Here is a 22,779-nt window from a genome sequence, read left to right as displayed (position 1 = left end):
TTATGAGAAATATATTCACCTTGCTGTTTGTGAGTTTTGCCTGTACAGTTTTTGCCCGCGATTTTAGGTTAAGTAAAGTATCTAAAGAAGAACTGATGGAGAAAGAACATCCGCTAGACCCTTCGGCAGATGCAGCGATATTATACAAAAAAGGTAATACTCACTTTAAAATAGATAATGATAATTGGGTTATTATTACAGAGGTTGAGGTAAGGTTAAAGGTGTATACAAAAAAAGGTTACAAATATGGAAACGTTGAGGTACCTTATTATTACAAAAGAGTAAATGGGGAGTCGGTTACTTTTGAAGAAGCTTCTACTTATAATCTTGTAAACGGTGAGATAGAGAAAACCTCTCTTAAAAAAGGAGATGATCATACAGATGAGGTAAGCTCTACCAGAAGGGTGAAAAAAATAATGCTTCAGGATGTAAAAGAAGGATCGGTTATAGAATACAAGTACGTCGTCAAGTCACCTTATATACATAGTTTTCCTGATTGGTATTTTCAGGAAAAAATTCCGGTAAATTATATAGAGTATACTGTAAATATTCCTCAGCTTTTTACCTATAACAGGATTTTAAATCCTTACTATGAGTTAAAGGAAGATGCAGAAGTTAACAGGAAATCATTATATGCCAGAAGTGCAAAAATTACCTTTCAGGAAATTAAACAAACCTATTCTATTGAAAATCTTCCCGCATTTAAAACAGAGAGTTATATAGATAATCCGGATAATTACAGGCTGTATGTAAAACACGAGTTAGCATCTTTTAGGGATTTAGATGAAAAAGAAACAAAGTATAGTAATAATTGGGAGTCGGTAGCAAAAACGCTGTATGATGATGATGACTTTGGTAGTGAGATTAAAAAAACCTCTTATTTTAAAGATGATATTGATGCTTTAATTAATGGAGTAAATGATAATGATAAAAAACTCACTATTGTTTTTAATTACGTAAAAGAGAGGATGTCCTGGAATGAAAAACATGGTTTATACTGTAGTGACGGAGTGAAAAAAGCATATGATGAGAGATCGGGTAACTGTGCAGAAATAAACCTTATGCTTACAGCTATGCTACGATATGCCGGGCTTAATGCAAATCCTGTTGTGTTAAGTACAAAAGATAACGGGTTGGCCACCTATGCAAGTATTTATTCGTATGATTTTGTTATATGTGCTGTTGAGGTAAACGATAAACAAATTCTGCTGGACGCTACTGAGCCTTTTTCAAGTCCGGATATGCTTCCTGTAAGAGATTTAAATGCTTCCGGATGGTTGTTAAGGGATAACAATACTTGGAAGGAAGTAAAGCTTAATACTGAAAAGCTGTCAAAAGAAATGGTATTTGTAAGTGCTCAGCTTAGTGCAGATGGTACTGTAAGCGGCAAGATGAATTGTAAATATTCTGATTATGATGCCATGATGTATAAAATGTATTTTGACAATATTCCTAACGATAAGCACATGGATGAGCTGGAAAGCTCTATGGGAGATATTGAGATAAGTGATTTGGAATATAAAGCAGATACGGAAAATGAAGCTCAGGTTAGTTATAATTTTAAATCTGTAGGGCATGCCGAAGTAGTTGGAGATATGATATATTTATCACCGTTACTGTTTCATACAGAAACTGAAAATAGTTTTAATGAGGAAAAGCGATTATATTCATTAGATTTTGTGTATCCTTCGCAGGTAAGATATAACTTTGTGTTTGCCATTCCCGAAGGTTATGCGATTGAATCAATGCCGGAGGCAACTCGTCTTTCAAGTGTAGACGGTATAACTGATTTTACTTTCAGGTTAAGCAGTTCAGGTAACCAGATACAGGTGCTGTGTATAAGTACGCAAAACTATTCGACAGTTGGACCGGAATACTATGACAGTATTAAGGAGATGGAAGGGTTAACTTTAAAAAAACAGGCAGAGAAAATAGTACTTAAAAAAATATAAAATGGATATTAAAAATGCACAGCAGGAAGTTGATAACTGGATAAAGGAACACGGTGTTCGTTATTTTAATGAGCTAACCAATATGGCACAACTTACCGAAGAGGTAGGAGAGGTAGCAAGGATTATTGCACGACGTTATGGTGAGCAAAGTGAAAAAGAGAGCGATAAAAATAAGGATTTAGGTGAAGAGCTGGCCGATGTTGTTTTTGTAGTGCTGTGCCTTGCAAACCAAACAGGAGTAGACTTACAAGCTGCTTTTGATAAAAAAATGGACCTTAAAACCAAACGTGATCACGATCGTCATCACAATAATGAAAAACTAAAGTAAAATTTCTTATTTTTGAGTTGTTACAAACCTAAATGATTATGAAAAACAAAATAGCACATTTTATTGGGGGGATGGTTGTTTATTTTCCGCTTGCTGCTATTCTTGTCCTTATTGACGGGTGGCACGATTTTGAGAACAAATGGCGCTTTATGGCAAGCTTTACTTTGTTTATGACATTGTGCGATATGTTCATACTGTCAAAGATTAGAGAAGGGAAATGGTTTAGTAAGAAAAATAAAAATATTTAGATTAATGAATATTCTACTAAAAGCATCCTCCGGGATGCTTTCTTCGTCAATACAAATAACGGGAAGTAAATCAGAGTCTAACAGACTCTTATTATTGCAGGCTTTGTATTCTCAAATCACTGTAGAAAATGTTTCCGACTCAGATGATTCATCTGTTATGACTAAAGCATTAAACAGTAATGATAATGTGATAGATATTCATCATGCCGGTACTGCCATGCGTTTTCTTACGGCTTATTTTGCTGTAACTCCCGGTAAGGAAGTAGTGCTTACAGGATCTGCCAGAATGAAGGAGCGCCCTATAGGTATACTTGTAGATGCTTTAAAAAGCCTGGGAGCTAAAATAGAATATGTAGGGAATGAAGGTTATCCGCCGTTAAAGATTACAGGAACAGATATAGTTTGTGACAAGGTTACATTAAAGGCAAATATAAGCAGCCAGTATATAACAGCTTTATTACTTGTTGCAGCTAAACTTAAAAATGGACTTGAGATTTCTCTCGACGGAGAAATAACATCGTTGCCTTATCTGCAAATGACACTTAATCTTTTAAATCAGGTTGGGATATCGGCAATTTTAGAGAATAACCTAATTAAGGTTAAGCCTATAGAGCAGGTTAATCCAATCACGTTAACAGTAGAGAGTGACTGGAGTAGTGCCTCTTATTTTTATTCATTAGTAGCATTAGCTCAAAAAGGAACTGAAGCAAACCTTTCCTCTTATGTGCAAAAAAGCCTTCAGGGAGATAGTGCACTTTCAGAGATTTATAAAGAACTGGGCGTTGAAACAATTTTTAGTGAAAATACAATCACACTAAAAAACACAGGTGAGGCACAAAAACAGCTCAGTTTAAATTTGGTAAATACACCCGATATTGCCCAAACCATTGCTGTAACCTGTTTCGGTTTAGGAACTGGATGCCATTTAACCGGACTGCATACCCTTAAAATTAAGGAAACCGACAGGCTTGAAGCTCTTAAAACAGAACTTACCAAACTGGGTGCTGTAGTTGCCGTGACTGATGATTCTCTAACATTAGAGCCATTGGTACATATAAATAGTGATGTAGCTATAAATACTTACAACGATCACCGTATGGCAATGGCATTTGCTCCGCTTGCATTAAAAACATCCATTATAATAAATGATGCAGGTGTGGTTTCTAAATCATACCCATCATTTTGGGACGATATGAAACAGGTGGGTATAGCTGTAAAAACGCTTTAAATTAAAGGCTTTTGTCAGTTAAAAAATAAATATATCCCAAAATACTTGACAACCCCTGTTTTGCGGTAGTATATTTGCACTCAATTAAAAATACAAAGATGAAATTATCAAACTTCAATTTCAATCTGCCAAAAGAATTGCTGGCTGAATTTCCTGCAGAAAACAGGGATGAATCCCGTTTAATGGTGGTTAACAGAAAAACAAATACTATTGAGCACAGGCTTTTTAAAGATATTCTTGAGTATTTTGACGAAGGAGATGTAATGGTGCTTAATAACACTAAAGTATTTCCTGCCCGTTTATATGGTAATAAAGAAAAAACCGGAGCGAGAATTGAGGTTTTCCTGTTACGTGAACTGAATTCAGAACAACGTCTTTGGGATGTGCTTGTAGATCCTGCAAGAAAAATAAGGATAGGTAATAAACTTTATTTTGGAGATGATGATTCTCTTGTAGCTGAGGTTATAGATAACACTACTTCAAGAGGAAGGACTTTACGATTTTTATATGATGGCTCATACGAAGAGTTCAGAGCTAAACTTAATGAGCTTGGAGAAACTCCAATACCTAAATACATAAACAGGGAAGTTGTTCCTGAAGATGCAGACCGTTACCAAACTATTTATGCTAAAGAAGAAGGAGCTGTTGCAGCACCAACTGCCGGGCTTCACTTTTCTAAGCACCTTTTAAAAAGGCTTGAGATAAAAGGTATCGACTTTGCAGAAGTTACACTTCACGTTGGTTTGGGTACTTTTAACCCGGTTGAGGTTGAAGATCTTTCTAAACACAAAATGGATTCTGAAGAGTTAATCATTACTCAGGATGCCTGTGATATTGTAAACAAAGCTAAAGCTGCTAAAAGAAAAGTGTGTGCTGTAGGTACAACTACTATGAGAGCAATGGAAAGTTCGGTTTCTTCACAAAAAACATTAAATCCTTATGTGGGATGGACTAACAAGTTTATATTCCCTCCATACGATTTTAGTGTTGCCGATTGTATGATTACTAACTTCCATACGCCAAAGTCTACACTTCTTATGATGATTAGTGCATTTATGGGGCACGATTTAATGAAGAAAGCCTATGAAGAGGCGGTGAAAGAAGGCTATAAGTTCTACTCTTACGGAGATGCAATGCTTATTCTTTAATTAGAAAAATGATAAAAAATTAATCCTGCTTTTAACGGCAGGATTTTTTGTTTCCTGTTTTTTTATTAATTATGTAATTTTACGGCCCAACAAACAAATAACAATGGAATTTCAAAATACTAGAGAATTTGCAAGGCAGCTTGATGCCAACGATAAACTTGCCAAATACAGGGACGAATTTATTTTTCCTCATGTAAACGGTAAGCAGGTAATTTACTTTACGGGTAACTCGCTGGGGTTACAACCAAAAAGGACTAAAGCCTATGTTGACGAAGTAATGGACGACTGGGGTAAACTGGCTGTAGAAGGTCACTTTTATGCCGATAAGCCTTGGTGGGATTATCACGAGCGTTTTGCAGCTCCGTTAAGTAAGGTAGTTGGTGCTTTGCCAAGTGAGGTAACAGTAATGAATACCCTAACGGTGAACCTACATCTTATGATGGTTACTTTTTATCAGCCTACACAAAAAAGGTTTAAGATTATTTGTGAGGAGAAAGCATTTCCTAGCGATCAGTACATGATAAAAAGCCAGGTTAAATTCCACGGTTATGATCCGGAAGATGCAATTGTAGAGATTAAAAGAAGACCGGGTGAGCATAATATAAGACATGAAGATGTTATTAATACTATTAATGAAGTAGGTGACGAACTCGCTCTTGTTTTAATGGGTGGTGTAAACTACTATACAGGTCAGGTGTTTGATATTAAGGCCATCACTAAAGCAGGTCAGGATGCCGGTGCTTATGTAGGGTGGGATTTAGCTCACGGTGCAGGTAATATCCATTTGGAACTGCACGAGTGGGACGTTGACTTTGCTGCATGGTGTAGTTATAAATATATGAACTCAGGTCCGGGTAATGCATCGGGAGCATTTGTTCACGAAAGGCACCACAATGATATGGATCTTCCTCGTTTTGCAGGATGGTGGGGTCACAATAAGGAAAGAAGATTCCTAATGGAGCCGCAGTTTGATCCTATCCGTGGAGCAAACGGATGGCAGGTAAGTTGTTTACCTGTACTTTCTTTAGCGCCATATTTAGCATCGGTAGAGATGTTTGATGAGGTAGGTATGCCGGCACTTATACAAAAGCGTGATTTGATTACATCATACCTGGAATATGTACTTCATGAAATTGATAAGGAAGTAAACGGTAACTTTGAGGTTATTACACCATCTGAACCTAAAGAGAGAGCAAGCCAAATTTCGGTTTATCTTCACGGTGAAGGAAGGTCGTTATTTGATTATCTAATGGAGAATGGTGTTATTACCGACTGGAGAGAGCCTAACGTAATCAGGCTGGCACCGGTACCGTTGTACTGTTCGTTTGAAGATATGTATGAGTTTGGTCAGATTTTAAAGGCTGGTATACAGTCACACAAATAATAAAATGACAAAAGAGCAAAAAATAGCAACATTCGACCCTAGCCAGCCGGGACTGGCAGACGCGAGTGTTTTTGGGCTGCCGTTTACGGCCGAAGAAAGTGAAATTATTATTGTTCCTGCCCCTTGGGAAGTAACCGTGAGTTATGGAGCGGGTGCATCTCAGGGACCCGAAGCTATTTTAGAGGCTTCGTTTCAGGTAGATTTGCTTCATCAGGAGTTTCCTGATTTATGGAAACTGGGTATGTTTCTTGATTTAAATGATAAGACCGAAGAATGGTCTGACAAAAGCAGGAAATACAAAAACTTGGCGCAGCCTATTATTGAAGCTCTTGAAAACGGAGAGAAAATAGAAGATAATCCTGAACTTATAATTCACCTTAATGAGATAAACACCATTTGTGGTCAGTTTAAAGATGAGGTAAAAGCCAGAGTTAAGTACTGGATGGAGCAGGGTAAAAAAGTGGTACTTTTAGGAGGTGATCACAGTACGCCACTGGGGTATTATGAGGCTTTGGCAGAAAAACATAGTGATTTCGGGCTACTTCACCTGGATGCTCACATGGATTTACGTATTGCTTACGAAGGTTTTACCTACTCGCATGCATCTATCATGTATAATGCACTTAAACTTCCGCAAATATCAAAAATCGTACAGGTGGGTATTCGTGATTTCTGTAAAGAAGAAGTAGAAGTGGTACAGGCTGAAGCCGGGCGCGTAAAGGTATTTACAGACCGTGACCTGAAAGCCGAGACTTTTGAAGGAGTGACATGGAAGCAGCAGTGTGAAACTATAATTGCACAGTTACCTCAAAAAGTTTGTATCAGTTTTGATATAGATGGTATGTATCCTTGGTATTGTCCTAATACAGGTACTCCGGTGCCGGGAGGTTTCTCTTTTGAGCAGGCAGCTTATTTGTTCAGTCTTCTTGCGAAAAGCGGAAAGGAAATCATTGGTTTCGATCTTGTTGAGGTGGCTCCGGGAGAAGAAGGTGATGATTGGGATGGTAACGTAGGAGCAAGAATGCTTTTCCATATGTGTGGTGTTTTGGCAAAAAACAACAATATGGAAATTGGTAAAGAAGTTAAGTTCTAACTTATATATTGTGTTTACAAAACAAAAAGCCCTGCAATTGCAGGGCTTTTGTATTTTAAGTAAAGCTGTTTAAGGGCGTCGGCCTACAGCCAGTCTGTAAAGTATTCCTATAATTGCCAGTACAAGCAAAACGTGAATTAGGCTACCTACTGCTTCACCAAATCCAAAGAATCCTATTAACCAGCCTATGATAAGGATAACGATAATTAACCAGATTAAATCTCTCATAACAGTATTTTTTTATAGTTAGTGAAGTAAAATTACACATAGTGATTCGTATCTGTTAATTAATTAAGAATCCTTTATGTGCAAAAGTTTTCTTAATAAAATACTGAGCGTGAAATAAATCCCTAAAAACAAAGGCTTGTGATATTAAATCAGTATTTTTGCAGTGTTTTAGATTATTTTCCATGCAAACTCCCTTAAAAATTGCTGTTGTGGGATCCGGACTCGTAGGATCTCTGTTAGCAATATACCTAAAAAGAGCAGGGCACACAGTACATGTTTATGACAGGAGCCCGGATATACGAACTGTAGAGTTTTCAGGACGTTCCATTAATCTGGCAATGTCGCACAGAGGATGGAGAGCGCTCGATGATGTAGGTTTGGGAGAAGAGATAAGGAAAATAGCAATCCCAATGGAAAAACGTGCTATCCATGCAATAGGAGAGCCGCTTAATTTTCAGTACTACGGGAAAGACGGTGAAAGTATTTACTCTATTTCACGCGGACTGCTAAACAGAAAGATGGTTACCCTGGCGGAAGAAGAAGGTGTTAAGTTTTTCTTTGAGACAAAAATATGGGATGTAACACTTGCTGATGCTACTCTTCATGCCGGTGAAACAGAAAGAGGGGAGTGGAAAGAGCTTCAGTATGATAAGGTTTTTGGTGCCGATGGTGCTTTTTCTAGAATCCGTCACAGGATGCAAAGGCAAAGTATGTTTAATTACTCTCAGCAGTTTTTAAATACCGGTTACAAAGAGCTAAATATACCTGCAAATGCCGACGGTACTCATAAGCTTGATAAAAACTCACTGCACATTTGGCCAAGAAACGATTTCATGTTAATCGCACTGCCAAACCTTGATGGTAGTTTTACCTGTACGCTTTTCATGCCTTTTGAAGGAGAAAACTCGTTTGAGGCATTAAAGGATAGGGAAACTCTGGAGAAATTCTTTGCAGATTATTTCCCGTCTACTATTGATGTAATACCTGAACTGGTTGAAGACTTCTTTAAAAATCCTACCAGTACATTGGTTACTATGAAATGTTACCCTTGGACATACTCTGACAAGGTTGCTCTTATAGGAGATGCCTGCCATGCAATTGTGCCGTTTTATGGTCACGGTATGAATGCCGGTTTTGAAGATATAACTATACTTAGTCAGTTAATAGAGCAATATGGTGATGACTGGGATACTATATTCAAGGAATATCAGGAAAGTCGTAAGCCAAATGCCGATGCTATAGCCGAACTGTCTTATCGTAACTTTATGGAGATGAGTTCTAAAACTATAGATGATAAGTTTCTTTTACAGAAAAAAATAGAAAAATGGTTTTCAGACAGGTATCCTGATAAATGGCTTCCGTTATATAGTAGAGTGACATTTAGTTACAGGCCATACTCTGAAGCTCTTGAGATAGGGGATAGGCAAAAAGCCATTATGGACGAGGTGATGCAAATAGATGGTATAGAAAACAAATGGAATACTCCCGAAGTGGAGCAAAAAATAATAGAGCTGCTTAAATAAGCAGCTTTTTTTATGCTTCACGGTTAGCAGTTTCTATTGTAAAGGCAGGTGTACAAACAGCTATGTATTCGCAGGGCTCATCAAAAGGATTAGAGTATTGTACTCTGGTATTCTTCATTATTTTGATTGACTGGCCTGCTTCCAGTATTATTTTCTCATCATTAACAATAAACTGTTTCTTTCCCTTTATTATATAGGTGTATTCATCAAACTCCGGAGTTTGGAAAGGCTCGCTCCATTGCGGAGGGGCTATCATGTGGGCTATAGATATGTTACTGTCTCCGTTTGAAGCATTCCCAAAGTGTTCTTCTATAAGTTTACCATCGTTTGTAGGTACTATAAACGGATTTTTTTGTGTAAAATATTGTTTCATAATGAGTTATTTTTTAATTAAAATATAGGGTGCTGTTAGGTGATTTGACGTTTTAATTGTAATTTTATAAAACAAGTATTACAAAACGTTCTTTATTTAGGGTGATAATGTGTTAGTTTGAGCATTAATTTCGTGAAAAAAAACTATTTTACAATGCGTGCACAATAAAAACGGGGGATTTATGTTATTTATACGTAATCTATATAAATTTAAAGGAAATAGTAATGAAAAATAGATTTGTGAGTAAAAAAATAGAAATTGTTTAAATTGAGCCCTTAATTTGGGTGTTTATGAATCTTTAAGATTGTGATAATTTAATGTTAAGAAACGAGAAAAAAAATCATTTTATTTTTTTTTATCTCCTAATAATATAAATTTGCCAATCTTATTTTAAAAAGCAAAAAAATAACAATAAGAACTATTATTAAAAATCAAAAAAAACTAAATTTTTAAAAGAAATGGCAAACGCATCTATTCAGAAGGAAAAAAAAGAAGGTGGATCTAAAGGGTCAAATGTTTTCGCTGCATTAACAATTGTATTGTGTATCGTAATCGGTATACTTGTATGGAGATACATAATGGGTGCTCCGTCAAACTTCGAAAATGAAGAAGAAATAATCAAACTTGGTGCTGAGGCTGGTCACCCAAAACCGGGTAACTATCTTGGAATGGTATATAAGGGAGGTTATGTAGTACCTGTACTTATGGGACTTTTCCTTATGTCAGTTGTATTCTCAATTGAGCGTTTAATTTCAATTTCAAAAGCAGCTGGTAAAGGTAACGTAGGCGCTTTTGTTGAAAAAGTACAAAAACAAATCAGCAATGGTAACATTTCTGAAGCTATGGCTGAGTGCGACAAGCAACAAGGTACTGTTGCAAATGTTGTAAAAGCTGGTTTATTAAAATATGAAGAAGTTAAAAGAGAAGGTTTTGACAGCGAAAGAGCTGAGGCTGCTATTCAGCAGGAAATCGAAGAGGCAACTTCTCTTGAAATGCCAATGTTAGAGAAAAACTTAGTTGTAATCTCTACTCTTGTGTCAATTGGTACGTTAGTAGGTCTTCTAGGTACGGTAACAGGTATGATTAAAGCGTTCTCTGCTCTTGGTGCAGGTTCTACTCCAGATTCAGCTCAGCTGGCAAACGGTATTTCTGAGGCGCTTATTAATACTGCAACAGGTATCTCTACATCTACAGTTGCGATTATCGCTTATAACTCATTTACTTCTAAAATTGACAAGCTAACTTACTCTATCGATGAGGCTGGTTTCACAATCGTTCAAACTTACAGAAGGTTTAGAGCGCGTGCAAACAACGCATAATTGATAAAAAGAGTTAAGTTTTAATAATAGTGTAAGGTTTAAAAGTGTGCGACTGCGCACACTTTTTTGCCCTTTACATGTAAGCTAAAAATTTAAGAATGGCTAAAGTAAAAGTTTCTAGAAAAAGTACAAGGATTGACATGACCGCGATGTGTGATGTTTCCTTTCTTTTGCTTACCTTCTTTATCCTTACAGCTACGGCAAAAATGCCAGATCCACACCCTGTGGATGCACCGGCTTCAACCGTACAAACAAAGTTGCCTGAAGATAACCTGGCAACAATTACTGTAGGTGATAATGAAGTTTTCTTTAACGTATTAGGTAAAGAAGTAAGAAGGAAAACCTTAGAGCGTATTTCAGAAAAATATAATATTCCTTTTACAGAAGAGGAGTATACTAGTTTTTCTTTAATGGAAGGTTTTGGTGTTCCTGTAAATCAACTTAAAGGTTTATTGAAAATGGAGCCGGCTAAAAGAAATGAGCCAGGCTATCAAAAAGGTATACCGTTTGATACTATTAATGATCAGTTAAGTGACTGGGTTAAGTTTTCACGTGAAGCTTCAAGAGAGTTTCTTAATGATGAAATTAATAGTGGTAAGAAAGATGTTAAGTATGTTGATCTTGATATTGCCATTAGAGGTGATGCCGATGAAGACTATACTACTATTAAGAGAGTTATAGATATCCTGCAGGAGCAAAAGAAGAACAGATTCTTCCTGGTAACAGGTTTACGTGATGAAGATTTTTAATATTATAAAATATAATATAAAATGGCAGAATTAAATACCGGCGGCGATGGCGGCAAGGGTGGCAAAGTAAGAAGTAAGAAATCGAATCCGGGGGTAGACCTTACAGCAATGGTTGACCTTGCATTCCTTTTGATAACCTTCTTCATGCTTACCACATCGTTATCAAAGCCACAGTCTATGAATTTGGCTATGCCAGATAAAGACCCTATTGATACAAGTAAAACAGATGTTCCGGACGATAGGTCTCTTACTATTCTTATGGGTAAGGACAATACACTTTTATGGTATTTAGGTAAGTTTGATGAGCCTCTGGCTGCTCCAACTGAAACTCAATATGGTAAAGATGGTATTCGTAATATTCTTTTACAGCGTATTGCGGCAGTTAAGTCTGTATATGGCGATAATAAAGAGAAAGGTCTTATAGTAATTATCAAGGCAAGTGATAAAACGCACTACAAAAACCTTGTTGATATTCTTGATGAAATGGCAATCACCAATGTACAGCTTTACGCTATAGGTGATATATCTGAACCGGAAGTGAAATTGTTAGAGGAAAAAGGAATGTACTAATTCCTGATTTCAGCTAATCAAAAAATATAAATTATGTCTAAACTTAATATATTCAAACAGGAATGGATTGATATAGTTTTTGAGGGTCGTAACAAAAAATACGGTGCTTACAAACTAAGGTCAGAGAATCCAAAGATAACGGTGAGAGCCTTCTTTATCGGTGCAGCCCTTTTTGTTTTCTTAATTTCACTACCTAAGATTTATGCAGCTTTTGATAACTTAGTTGGTAAAAAAGATAAACCGGAAACTATTGATAAGGTGATTGAGGTAATTGATTTACCACCACCACCGGTTGAAGATGTACCACCACCGCCACCGCCACCACCGGTAGAGGTAAAACAAGCGCCTAAATCGGTAGTTGAAGAGGTGAAATTCAAACCTCTTGAGGTTAAGAAAAAAGAAGAAGTTGTTGAAGAACCACCAAGAACAGAGCAGTTTGAAGAGGCTGATCCAAGTTCAAGAAATGCTGAGGCTAGCCCAACAGGTGATATCGTAATTGGTACTCCTGCAGGTGATCTTGATAAAGGTGTTGAACCGGAAGATACAAATGTATATAGTACAGCTGGTCTTCAGGTACAACCTGAGTACCCTGGTGGTATGAAGTCTTTTTATGACTATGTAAACAAAAACTTTAGAATACCTGATGTTGATAGAGACATGACTGCTAAGATTTATCTTTCTTTCGTAATTGAAAAAGATGGTTCTATGAGTAATATCAAAGTATTAAGAGATCCTGGATACGGAATGGGTAAAGAAGCTATCCGTGTACTTCAGTCAATGAAGAAAAAATGGTCTCCGGGTGTTCAAAATGGTAAAAATGTAAGGGCTTCGTTTACGCTGCCTATTACAATTAACATCAGATCATAAATTAAAATATAAGAGATGCTTTCACAACGTAGAAACTCTCAAAGAGAAAAACAGAAATCGCTTCACAAGCGATTTCTGTTTGTTTTTGGCTTATTCTTCTTCTTAATGTATCTTGGCTTAGGCCTTATGATAATTTTTTGGAAAACTTTACCTTTGCCGTTATCGTATAACCAAAGGATGGCTTTAGGAGTTGTACTTATAGTATATTCAGCTATACGTTTTATAAGACTAAGGCAAAAATACAGTTAACCAAAAAAAGAACTTCAATGAAAATTATAAACAAATACACATTCATTTTCTTTGCTGCTGCATTAGTTGTAGTGTCAGTTGTTTATTCCTGTAAAAACAAGAATGAAAATGGTGAGGAGATTATTGAAGAAACTCTTACATCGGGTAAAGCCACTTTGGTTACAGATAATACAGTTGCCCCTATTATTGAAGATGTATTGGCTGTTTTTCACAGCGTTTATCCAAGAGCCGAAATTACACAGGTAAATAAACCGCAACAGGAAATTATAAATGCGCTTTTACAGGACTCTATTTCGGTTGCTGTTTTGTCCCGAAAATTAACTCCCGAAGAAGAAAAGCACTTTACTAACAGAAAGATTACACCAAGGGTGACAGAGTTTGCTAAAGATGCCATAGCTTTGTTATCTAATAATAAAAGAAATGATACTGTAGTTAAACTTGAAGATGTTTTAAACGTACTTAAGGGTAAACCTACAGGGAATATTAAAAGTTTAGTTTTTGATAATCCGGGTTCAAGCACGCTTGAATATATGAAGCAACTTGCCGGAATTGATAAATTACCACAAGAAGGTATTTATGCGTTTAAAACAAATGAAGACGTTATTAAATATGTTCATGATAACGATGGTGCCATAGGAGTTATTGGTATTAACTGGATTGTACAGGCACCACCACACCTTACACAATATATTAATGAAATTACAGTTTTAGCAGTGGACAATGCTGAGGCTGACAAGGGCGAAGAAAAATATTATAAACCTAACCAAAGTAATATAGCCACAGGCGATTACCCTTTAATAAGAACCCTTTATGTGGTAAATTATCAGGGACGTTTGGGTTTAGGCATGGGTTTTGACACATATATAAGTGCACGTGAAGGACAAAGGATAATTTTAAAGTCCGGTCTTTTACCAATTGATATACCAACGAGAGAGATATCTGTTCGTAAAAAGTTATAAATAACGAAGAAAAGTAATATTATATATTTAAAAAGGAGAATTAAAATGAAAGAATTAAAAATCATTGGCTTGTCATTATTGGTTTTCGGTACAGCTAATGCGCAGGATGCAGAGCAGGCTTTGAAGGCGATTGATGCCGAACAATATCAGAAGGCCAAAACAATTTTAAAATCTTTAATTGCATCAGATTCTGACGAGGGTAGAAACTACTTTCTTTTAGGAGACGTTTATCTTAAACAAACAGAGCAGGATTCTGCTGCTATGTATTTCAATAAAGGTGTTAAGGTAAAACACGATCCTGAATACAATACAATTGGTCTTGGACAAATTGATTTAAATAAAGGAAACGCATCGGCTGCAGAAGCTAAATTCAAAGCGGTTAAAGATGAGTTAAGAAGAAAAGATGTAGAGCAACTTATTTATATAGGTAGAGCATACATACAATCTGATAATCCTGATTATAAAAAAGCAATTGCTGTATTAAACCAGGCAATAGAAAAAGATTCACAATCAGCACAGGCTTACCTTAGTTTAGGTGATGCTTATGTAGGAGATAAAAACTATAACGAAGCTTACAGAGCTTATAGAACAGCATCTACTCTAGATCCAAATTTATTAAGAGCAGATATACAGCTTGGTGTAATTACTAAAAATACCGGAGCTGCTTTCCCTGAAGCAGTTGCTGCATTTAACAAAGTGATAGCTAAAGATGCTAATTATGGTCCGGCTTACCGTGAGCTTGCAGAAACTTATTACCTATGGGGGGCTTATGAGCCTAAAAAATATAATGAGAATATAAAGAAAGCTTTAGAGTACTATGAGAAGTATATGACGCTTACTGATTACTCTCTTAACTCACGTATGAGACATGCTGATTTCCTTGTACTTGCAGGAGACTATAAAGCTCTTGAGGAGGAAGCTAAGAAAATGCAACAGTTAGACAAGGTAAACCCTAGGATTTTACGTTACCTGGCTTACTCAGCTTACGAAAATGGTAATTATGAGCAGAGTATTAAAGCGATGACAGACTTTATGTCGCAGGTAGATCCTAAGCGTGTTATTGCAAGAGATCACCTTTACTTAGGTTTAGCAGAAATGGCTTCTGTTATCAGTGAAGACGAGCAGGGTAATACTGTTATTACAGATCAGACTGTATTTGATAAAGCGATAACTGATATTAAAGCTTCTGCTGAAAAAGATATCGAGATTACAAATCAGTTCAATGGAATTGGTAAAAAATTATTCGGACAAAAATTATATGGTCCTGCTTCTGTAGTGTTTGAAGTAGCTGCTACAAACCCAGATAACAGAAACCTGTTTTATGATAACTTCTACCTGGCTTACTCAATTTATTTTGATCACTTAAACAAGTCACCTGAAGCTCAGGAACAAAACATAGAACAACTTCAAAAAGCTGATGTTGCTCTTGATTATGTAATTAAACTTTCTCCGGATGCCCAGGATGCTTTCCTTTATAAAGCAAGAGTAAACCAAAGAATAAAAACAGATGAGTCGTACCAGAAAATGGCTGAGGCTTATAATGAGTATATTAGGATAGTTACTGAAAAAGGTGATGCCGAAGTTGCAAAACAAAAAGCTAACCTTATTGAAGCTTACTCCAATGCTGCTTCTTACTATGCGGTTATTGAGAAAGAAAAAGCTATTGAGTACTATAATAAAGTTTTAGAGCTAGATCCAAACGACGGGTACGCTAAAGGCGAATTAGAAAGACTAAAGTAATAAGTTTTTAATATTGAAAAGCCGACACTTAACTGTCGGCTTTTTTTATTGATTTTATTGCACTGATTTTTTTATACGTATCTTTGCCAACTATTTTGAATTATAATGCTGAAGAAAGATATACAAATAGCAGTAGAGAAAGGGGTGATGCTACCGCTTATGGAAGAGTTTTATACCATACAGGGTGAAGGTTTCCATACAGGTACTGCGGCCTATTTTATTCGTGTAGGCGGATGTGATGTAGGGTGTCATTGGTGTGATGTAAAGGAAAGCTGGAATGCTGATTTGCACCCGCCAACTCAAATTGAGGCTATAGTTGATAACGCAGCCAAGTATGCTAAGACTATTGTAATAACAGGCGGTGAACCATTAACCTGGGATATGGGGCCCTTAACCGAAGGATTAAAAGAAAAAGGATTAAAAATACATATTGAAACTTCGGGAGCTTATCCATTAACAGGTACATGGGACTGGATTTGTCTTTCTCCCAAAAAAAATAAACTTCCGGTTGATGAAGTTTACAACAAAGCTCATGAGCTTAAAGTTATAATTTATAACAAGCACGATTTTATTTTTGCAGAAGAACAGGCAGCTAAAACAAATAAAAATGCAATTTTGTTTTTACAGCCTGAGTGGAGCAAGAAAGAAGAAATGACCCCGCTTATTGTAGATTATGTTATGAATAATCCTAAATGGAGAGTGTCTTTACAAACACATAAATATTTGAATATTCCTTAATTTATAACAACTAAATAATAACCATGAAAAAATTGCTTTTAATTTTCGTGTTTGCTCTTACCGCAAACTTAGTTTCGGCTCAGGATGATGCTTTTAGAAACGATGTAAAGAAACTAATTGAAATGACAGGATCAACCTCTCAAATTGATGTAGCTAAGAAACAGGTGGTAGGTATGATCCCTGCCGAGAAACAAAAAGAATTCTTAAAAGAATTTGATGAGTCTTTAAAGCCTGTGTTTAAAAATATGGAAGATTTTTATATTGAGAATTACACACATCAGGAAGTGAAAGAAATCATTAAATTTTATGAAACTCCTGTAGGTAAAAAAGTGACTGCTAATGCGGGAGCATTAACAGAAGCTTCACTACAGTCAATTCAGGAATGGAGTATGTCACTTCAAAGTATGATAATGAAATATGCTCAATAATAGAGCTTCATGCTATAAGTCTAAAAAAGTCCGGTAGTTTTGCCGGACTTTTTTTATATTGCACTGTAATAATAACATCTTACCAATGAAAAAACTAATTTTGAGCGGATTACTGCTTTTTTCTTTTTTAACTGTTACTGCGCAAAATGATCCCTTTAAAGAGGATGTAAATAAGCTTATAAAAATTACAGTAGGCACTTCTGATATGGCTATGCTAAGAAAGACTTTTTCCCAAAAGATGGATGCCAAAGAAAAAGAGAATTTTTATAAGGAATATGATGCTGCTGTTTTTAGCTTTTTAGCTGAAATAGGAAAGTATTATATGGAGCATTATACTCATGATGAAATAAAACAATTACTGGATTTTTATAATACGCCTACAGGTAAAAAGTTCCTGAAAGATAAAAGATATGTTGTGGAAAATGAGTTTCCTTCAGAGTTTAAGCTAAGTATGGAAATTTATCAAATGAAAAAAAAGTAAGAAAACACACAGAAAAATTAAGGAATTAAGCGTTATGAAAAAAATACTTTATACAGTTTTACTCCTATCGGTTACTTTGTTTGCTGAGGCACAGGATAACGATTTTAAAAAAGATGTTAAACAGCTTATTAAATTAATGGGAGTGCCTGAACAGGTAGAATACACCCGTGAAGATGAGATACTGTCTGTTAGTCCTGAAAACGAGGAGATCTTTACCAAACAGTTAGATTCTTTGTTATTGGTTTACAACGAAAAAGTAGAGCTGCATTTTCTTGAGAAATATACTCACGATGAAGTAAAAGAAATAATACGGTTTTACGAAACTCCACTTGGAAAAAAACTAACAAAAGAAAATAGAGGTTACATTTCAGCCTACAATGAAGCAAAACATATGTACTATGAGCTACAGGGTGAAATTTTGTATTTTATTAAGACAGGTAGGTATAAAGAAAAAGAATAATTAAGGATTACAAGCTAAGTTTAGCAAGATAATCAAAATGTTCTCCTTCTAATATAAGTTCGCAGTTCAGGCCGTTGGCATGGGCTGCGTTTTGCATTGTATTATAATCAATATAAAGCCAGTCAAACTGTTCTTCTTTTTCCCCTTTATAAGTAATCGAGAAGGTTAGTTCTCCATAATAATCAGTATCTGTTGGAATCCATTTACCTCCGTCCTCATCTTCATCAAACATATAAATAATGTCAGATGAATCAATCAGTATTTGTCCACCCGGATTAAGTAGTGACTTAAGCTTCTCAAGATACTGAGTTATATTTCTCAGTTTACCAAAAATCCCGGTACCGTTCATTAATAGGATAATGGTATCATACTTTTCATTATCAAGATCTAGTACGTTATTAGCACGGCAATCGTTTATACCACGAAGCTTACAGGTTTCAATAGCATTAGCCGATATATCTATAGCAGTAACATCAAGTTTTTTGTCATTTTGAAGGTATAGGCTATGGCTTCCGGCTCCGCAGCCTACATCCAGTACGCGACCTTTACATAATGTAAGTGCCTTTTGTTCTGTTTTTGGCATTTGCTTATAGTTTCTAAACAAATAAGCAACGCTCATTTCATCCTCTTCAGATATTGATGTTTCCGTAATTATATCTTCAGGAGAGTTATTGGTTTGATAATCTAGTATTGCTTTACCAAAAAGGTCTTTCATTTTTTTATACTTTTGCTGCTTACTATAATATGATTTGTGTGATGGAGAAATTTTTACAACAGCTTCCAAAACTTGCCAAAGATAAGCATAACGAGAACAAAAAGTTTTTTGATAGGCTGAAAAAGAAAGCTCCAAAAAATATGGATTACATTATGCAGGATTTACACGACAGGGAATTTGAAAGAACAGACTGTCTTACCTGTGCTAATTGCTGTAAAACTACAGGACCATTATTCACAACTGCCGACATTGAAAGGATTGCGAAGCATTTTAAAATGAAGCCTCAGCAATTTATAGAAAAGTATTTAAGAATAGATGAGGATAATGATTATGTGTTGCAAAGTGTGCCGTGTACTTTTCTGGATGCCGAGAATTATTGTATGATATATGATGTAAGACCCAAGGCGTGCAGGGAGTTTCCGCATACCGATAGGAAAAAGTTTCAGCAAATAGCTAATCTAACCCTTAAAAATGTTGCTATTTGCCCCGCAGCTTACAATATTGTAGAAGAAATGAAAAAGAAAATTGTTTAATTAAGTATGAAAACACCTCAAAGGCTTTTATTGCTATATATGCTGGCTTTTTTTATATCCTTATCGCTACTTTTTATAAATAGCGATTTGGTTGATGCAAGCTGGACTGCAAAAATGTTTGAAGTATTAAGTGTGTCACTGGTACTCTTTATAATTTTTGCAATACTGCACGCAATAGTATGGTTGATAGTCAAGATTATTAAATCAATTAAAGTAGAGAAAATAAAAAAGCCCTCCGGTAAATAGGAGGGCTTTTGTTTTATTAAGCGGCAACTTCTTCATGATATTTTATTTCGCTTATAATATCCTGAATGTGCTGTATTTTTTCATCTATATATTCCAGTAGGGCATCTATGTTTTCTTTTAGCATCGTGAAAAACTCAATTACCTCATTGATGTAACCTTTTGCTTTATCAATCATCCCTACTATGTATTGTATAACGTTGTCTATTGTTTCTGCTATATTCATGACTTATTTTTTTAGGTTAATACTTAGCAGAAAGTTACAAAACAATTACAGTAAGTAAAAGTACTTTGTAAAAACATTAAGAATTGGCTATAGCTTACTTATAAATAAGATATTTTTTTCTTGTTTGTTTAAAGCTGTTAAGTCCCTGTTCCCAGCTTTTTCTTATATCAGTTTCGCTAGTGCCGTTCTCAATTTGTTCCTGTAGCTTTTTAGTTCCGGCAAGTTTGGTGAAAAATGAAATAAAGAATTTTGATTTATCTTCAGTTTTGCTGTAGGCTTCAATAAGCCATTTTAGTTCCAGTTGTTTTAGTTTTGTTACTTTGGTTAAATCTTCACCAAAACAAACTTTACCATTATACATCGGGTCTTTAGCGCCTTCGTTTGGTGCCGGAGTAAAACTGAAGTCTTTTTTTGGCAGGAAAGGAGAGCCATATATCTGGAACTGTTTGTTTGTGCCGCGCCCTACACTCACATTTGTGCCTTCAAAAAAACAAAGACTGGGATATAAGCTTATCGACTGGTCATTAGGAAGGTTAGGTGATGGCTTTACCGGTAAATGATATTCCATATCTCTGTTGTAATTTAAACATGGTATTATGGTAAGCTTGCATTGAATACCATTGTTTAGCCATTTTTCACCATTAATCATTTGTCCGTACTCGCCAATTGTCATACCGTGTAATACCGGTATAGGGTGCATACCCACAAAACTGGTATATTCTTTTTCTAGAACAGGTCCGTCAACAATACTGCCGTTAGGGTTAGGTCTGTCTAGTACTATCAATTGTATGTTATTTTCAGCACAGGCCTCCATTACATAATGTAGTGTAGATATATAGGTGTAAAAACGGGCACCTACATCCTGTAGATCAAAAAGCATAATATCGATTCCGGCAAGTTGCTCTGCTTTGGGTTTTTTATTGTTTCCGTAAAGAGATATAATAGGTAGTCCGGTTTTAGTGTCTTTTCCGTCCTTAATATGTTCGCCTGCATCAGCAGTACCCCTAAAACCATGTTCCGGTGCATATATTTTTTTTAGGGCTACTTTCTTTTCTAGTAAAAAATCAACAACATGCCCTGTATTTCCATTATTAATTATGGTGCCTGTCTGGTTGGTTACAATACCTATATTCTTTCCTTTAAGTAAAGGTAAGTATGCCTTGTAGTTTTCTGCCCCGGTTTTTATTTCGGTTAGCAACTGATTCTCCTTATAAGATATCTCTGTTTGTTCCTTTTGGACTTCCGGTTTTTCTTTTTGTACCGAAACCGAATTTCCACAGGAACCAATCAGTATAAATGAGAATAAAAATGTATTTTTGAGCAAAGAAAAAGATACCATACAAATTGAATTTAGAATATTTTATAGCCAAAAGGCTGATTACTTCAAAAGACCATAAAAGTAGTATTTCGGCACCAATAATAAAAATAGCAATTATTGCAATAGCTATTGGTATTATAATGATGGTGGTATCTATAGCTACCGGTGTTGGACTACAGGATAAAATACGTGAAAAGATATCTGCTTTTAACGGACACATAATTATATCCAACTTTGACGACAACCAGTCGGAAGTTAGTGTAGAGCCAATAAGCATTAATCAGGACTTTTACCCCGAGTTTAAAACCGTACAGGGAATAAACCATGTTCAGGCTGTAGCTTCTAAAGCAGGTATCATAAGGACCGAAAAGGCTTTTGAGGGAGTAATATTTAAAGGAGTAGGGCAGGACTATAAATGGGATAACCTGGAAGAGTATCTAAAAGAGGGGAGAATTCCAAATCTTAAAGAGAAGCTTAATGAAGAAGTTATACTTTCACAATATTTAGCTAACAGACTTCAGCTTAAAGTAGGTGATAGGTTTAGTACTTATTTTATGAAAGAAGACGGTAATAGCATACCTAACCTTAGGGTATTTGAACTTGTAGGGATTTATAATTCCGGTTTCCAGGAATTTGACGCCTCAATAGTGATAGGGGATATAAGGCATGTACAGCGTATTAATAAATGGAAAAAAGATCAGGTAGGTTCATTTGAGGTTTTTATTGATGATTTTGATAAGATAGAGGAAAAAGGTGAAGAAGTGTTTTTGGCTATATCATCCACACTTGATAGTCGTACTATAGAAAATAAGTATATCAATATTTTTGAATGGTTAAAACTGTTCGATTTTAATATTCTTCTTATAATAACTATTATGATAGTGGTTTCTACCATTAATATGATAGTTGCTTTATTGGTGCTTATACTGGAACGTACGCAAATGGTTGGGATGCTCAAAGCTGTGGGAGCGCCAAACTGGTCTATCAGGAAAATATTTTTGTACAATGCAGCTTACCTTGTGATTAAAGGACTTGTTTGGGGTAATATAATAAGTATAGGATTGCTTTTAATTCAAAAATATTTAGGGGTAATTAAGCTACCTCCGGAAAATTATCATGTAACAGTAGCACCGGTGAGTATAAATGTACCTTTTATTTTAGCGGTAAATACAGGGACTATACTAATATGTTTACTTTTATTACTGGTTCCTTCTTATATAATAACCAAAATTTCTCCGGTTAAAGTGCTTCGCTACGATTAATAGATTGAAAAATTAATAATCCATATATGTTTTAAAAGGCTCTTTTTGATAAAAAAGAGCCTTTTTTAATTTTTGAATGAAAATTTTCTAAAATCAGTTTATTAAAGGTTAGTAAAAAGTAATTTTTTTTTATTTCTCAAAACACACTTTTTCAGTTAGTTATAAAATAAGGTTAAAAAAACATTAAAAAAATAGGATTAAAAGTTTGTGAAAGCGGAAAAGATAGCTACTTTTGCACCCGCAATAACAGCGACGTACATTGATAAATTGAAACCAGCTTTTAAGTGATTACCTGAATAAAGAAAATCACTTAAAATAACCGAAAAAAATAATCAAAAAGATTTGCAGGTTAAGGGAAAAAGATGTTACCTTTGCCTTCCTGTTTTGAGCAATCGAAACAGTGCAAATTACTGATGT

General features: G+C 35.5%; 25 protein-coding genes. 20 read left to right on the top strand and 5 right to left on the bottom strand.

From position 1 onward, the window contains the following. Positions 1–2 precede the first annotated feature (2 nt). The 7 genes from GN157_RS02720 to GN157_RS02690 all read left to right on the top strand — a co-directional run bounded on the left by GN157_RS02720 (position 3) and on the right by GN157_RS02690 (position 7,381). On the top strand, positions 3–1,952 hold the full coding sequence (locus GN157_RS02720; RefSeq protein ID WP_157481593.1) for a DUF3857 domain-containing protein: 1,950 nt from the start codon (positions 3–5) through the stop codon (positions 1,950–1,952). Between the two features lies 1 nt (position 1,953). Next, a complete protein-coding gene (locus GN157_RS02715) occupies positions 1,954–2,280 on the top strand; it encodes a nucleotide pyrophosphohydrolase (RefSeq protein WP_035133884.1) in 327 nt (108 codons plus the stop codon). Between the two features lie 38 nt (positions 2,281–2,318). Further along, positions 2,319–2,528 carry a hypothetical protein gene (locus tag GN157_RS02710; RefSeq protein ID WP_157481592.1) on the top strand — a complete coding sequence of 70 codons (210 nt, stop codon included), beginning with the start codon at positions 2,319–2,321 and terminating at the stop codon, positions 2,526–2,528. 4 nt (positions 2,529–2,532) lie between these two features. Further along, complete coding sequence (locus GN157_RS02705) at positions 2,533–3,756, top strand: 3-phosphoshikimate 1-carboxyvinyltransferase (RefSeq protein WP_157481591.1); 1,224 nt, start codon at positions 2,533–2,535, stop codon at positions 3,754–3,756. A 98-nt stretch (positions 3,757–3,854) separates the two neighbouring features. Then, a complete protein-coding gene (gene queA / locus GN157_RS02700; RefSeq protein ID WP_035133879.1) occupies positions 3,855–4,904 on the top strand; it encodes a tRNA preQ1(34) S-adenosylmethionine ribosyltransferase-isomerase QueA in 1,050 nt (349 codons plus the stop codon). A gap of 103 nt (positions 4,905–5,007) precedes the next feature. Continuing rightward, positions 5,008–6,288 carry a kynureninase gene (kynU, locus tag GN157_RS02695; RefSeq protein ID WP_157481590.1) on the top strand — a complete coding sequence of 427 codons (1,281 nt, stop codon included), beginning with the start codon at positions 5,008–5,010 and terminating at the stop codon, positions 6,286–6,288. A 4-nt stretch (positions 6,289–6,292) separates the two neighbouring features. Continuing rightward, positions 6,293–7,381, top strand: a complete 1,089-nt coding sequence (locus tag GN157_RS02690; RefSeq protein ID WP_157481589.1) for an agmatinase family protein — start codon at positions 6,293–6,295, stop codon at positions 7,379–7,381. Positions 7,382–7,450: 69 nt separating this feature from the next. On the opposite strand, the gene GN157_RS02685 is transcribed toward GN157_RS02690, so the two are convergent. Further along, complete coding sequence (locus tag GN157_RS02685; protein WP_035133869.1) at positions 7,451–7,609, bottom strand: lmo0937 family membrane protein; 159 nt, start codon at positions 7,607–7,609, stop codon at positions 7,451–7,453. Between the two features lie 182 nt (positions 7,610–7,791). On the opposite strand from GN157_RS02685, the gene GN157_RS02680 reads away from it, so the two are divergent. After that, positions 7,792–9,132 (top strand): FAD-dependent oxidoreductase, encoded by a 1,341-nt coding sequence (locus GN157_RS02680; protein ID WP_157481588.1) that lies wholly within the window; start codon positions 7,792–7,794, stop codon positions 9,130–9,132. A 10-nt stretch (positions 9,133–9,142) separates the two neighbouring features. On the opposite strand, the gene GN157_RS02675 is transcribed toward GN157_RS02680, so the two are convergent. Beyond that, positions 9,143–9,505: a cupin domain-containing protein gene (locus GN157_RS02675; RefSeq protein ID WP_157481587.1), complete on the bottom strand. Its 363-nt coding sequence runs from the start codon at positions 9,503–9,505 to the stop codon at positions 9,143–9,145. A 458-nt stretch (positions 9,506–9,963) separates the two neighbouring features. Between GN157_RS02675 and GN157_RS02670 the strand changes: the two genes are divergently transcribed. The 10 genes from GN157_RS02670 (at position 9,964) to GN157_RS02625 (ending at position 18,065) form a co-directional block, all read left to right on the top strand. Then, a complete protein-coding gene (locus GN157_RS02670; protein WP_035133862.1) occupies positions 9,964–10,824 on the top strand; it encodes a MotA/TolQ/ExbB proton channel family protein in 861 nt (286 codons plus the stop codon). 98 nt (positions 10,825–10,922) lie between these two features. Further along, entirely contained in the window at positions 10,923–11,573 is a 651-nt protein-coding gene (locus GN157_RS02665; protein ID WP_157481586.1) for an ExbD/TolR family protein, read from the top strand. A 21-nt stretch (positions 11,574–11,594) separates the two neighbouring features. After that, positions 11,595–12,143 (top strand): ExbD/TolR family protein, encoded by a 549-nt coding sequence (locus tag GN157_RS02660; protein ID WP_157481585.1) that lies wholly within the window; start codon positions 11,595–11,597, stop codon positions 12,141–12,143. Between the two features lie 33 nt (positions 12,144–12,176). Beyond that, positions 12,177–13,010 carry an energy transducer TonB gene (locus tag GN157_RS02655; protein ID WP_157481584.1) on the top strand — a complete coding sequence of 278 codons (834 nt, stop codon included), beginning with the start codon at positions 12,177–12,179 and terminating at the stop codon, positions 13,008–13,010. Positions 13,011–13,276: 266 nt separating this feature from the next. Further along, entirely contained in the window at positions 13,277–14,218 is a 942-nt protein-coding gene (locus tag GN157_RS02650) for a PstS family phosphate ABC transporter substrate-binding protein (protein ID WP_157481583.1), read from the top strand. 45 nt (positions 14,219–14,263) lie between these two features. After that, positions 14,264–15,958 (top strand): tetratricopeptide repeat protein, encoded by a 1,695-nt coding sequence (locus GN157_RS02645; RefSeq protein WP_157481582.1) that lies wholly within the window; start codon positions 14,264–14,266, stop codon positions 15,956–15,958. Between the two features lie 105 nt (positions 15,959–16,063). After that, a complete protein-coding gene (locus GN157_RS02640; protein ID WP_157481581.1) occupies positions 16,064–16,696 on the top strand; it encodes a 7-carboxy-7-deazaguanine synthase QueE in 633 nt (210 codons plus the stop codon). Between the two features lie 23 nt (positions 16,697–16,719). Further along, positions 16,720–17,124 (top strand): DUF2059 domain-containing protein, encoded by a 405-nt coding sequence (locus GN157_RS02635; RefSeq protein WP_157481580.1) that lies wholly within the window; start codon positions 16,720–16,722, stop codon positions 17,122–17,124. Between the two features lie 85 nt (positions 17,125–17,209). Continuing rightward, positions 17,210–17,605, top strand: a complete 396-nt coding sequence (locus GN157_RS02630; protein WP_157481579.1) for a DUF2059 domain-containing protein — start codon at positions 17,210–17,212, stop codon at positions 17,603–17,605. Between the two features lie 34 nt (positions 17,606–17,639). After that, positions 17,640–18,065 carry a DUF2059 domain-containing protein gene (locus GN157_RS02625; RefSeq protein ID WP_157481578.1) on the top strand — a complete coding sequence of 142 codons (426 nt, stop codon included), beginning with the start codon at positions 17,640–17,642 and terminating at the stop codon, positions 18,063–18,065. Between the two features lie 7 nt (positions 18,066–18,072). On the opposite strand, the gene GN157_RS02620 is transcribed toward GN157_RS02625, so the two are convergent. Further along, entirely contained in the window at positions 18,073–18,780 is a 708-nt protein-coding gene (locus GN157_RS02620) for a class I SAM-dependent methyltransferase (protein ID WP_157481577.1), read from the bottom strand. A gap of 41 nt (positions 18,781–18,821) precedes the next feature. Here GN157_RS02620 and GN157_RS02615 point away from each other — a divergent pair, with 41 nt between their 5' ends. After that, positions 18,822–19,313 carry a YkgJ family cysteine cluster protein gene (locus tag GN157_RS02615; protein WP_157481576.1) on the top strand — a complete coding sequence of 164 codons (492 nt, stop codon included), beginning with the start codon at positions 18,822–18,824 and terminating at the stop codon, positions 19,311–19,313. A 262-nt stretch (positions 19,314–19,575) separates the two neighbouring features. On the opposite strand, the gene GN157_RS02610 is transcribed toward GN157_RS02615, so the two are convergent. Then, a complete protein-coding gene (locus GN157_RS02610; protein WP_035133838.1) occupies positions 19,576–19,782 on the bottom strand; it encodes a hypothetical protein in 207 nt (68 codons plus the stop codon). Positions 19,783–19,876: 94 nt separating this feature from the next. Further along, a complete protein-coding gene (locus tag GN157_RS02605; RefSeq protein ID WP_157481575.1) occupies positions 19,877–21,121 on the bottom strand; it encodes an exo-beta-N-acetylmuramidase NamZ family protein in 1,245 nt (414 codons plus the stop codon). A gap of 5 nt (positions 21,122–21,126) precedes the next feature. Here GN157_RS02605 and GN157_RS02600 point away from each other — a divergent pair, with 5 nt between their 5' ends. Next, the gene (locus GN157_RS02600; RefSeq protein ID WP_157481574.1) at positions 21,127–22,362 is read left to right on the top strand and encodes an ABC transporter permease; all 1,236 of its coding nucleotides are present in this window, start codon (positions 21,127–21,129) and stop codon (positions 22,360–22,362) included. Positions 22,363–22,779 lie beyond the last annotated feature (417 nt).

The sequence above is a fragment of the Flavobacterium rakeshii genome (assembly GCF_009741375.1).
GTDB lineage: Bacteria > Bacteroidota > Bacteroidia > Flavobacteriales > Flavobacteriaceae > Flavobacterium > Flavobacterium rakeshii.
This window is presented reverse-complemented; position numbering and strand designations above follow the sequence as displayed.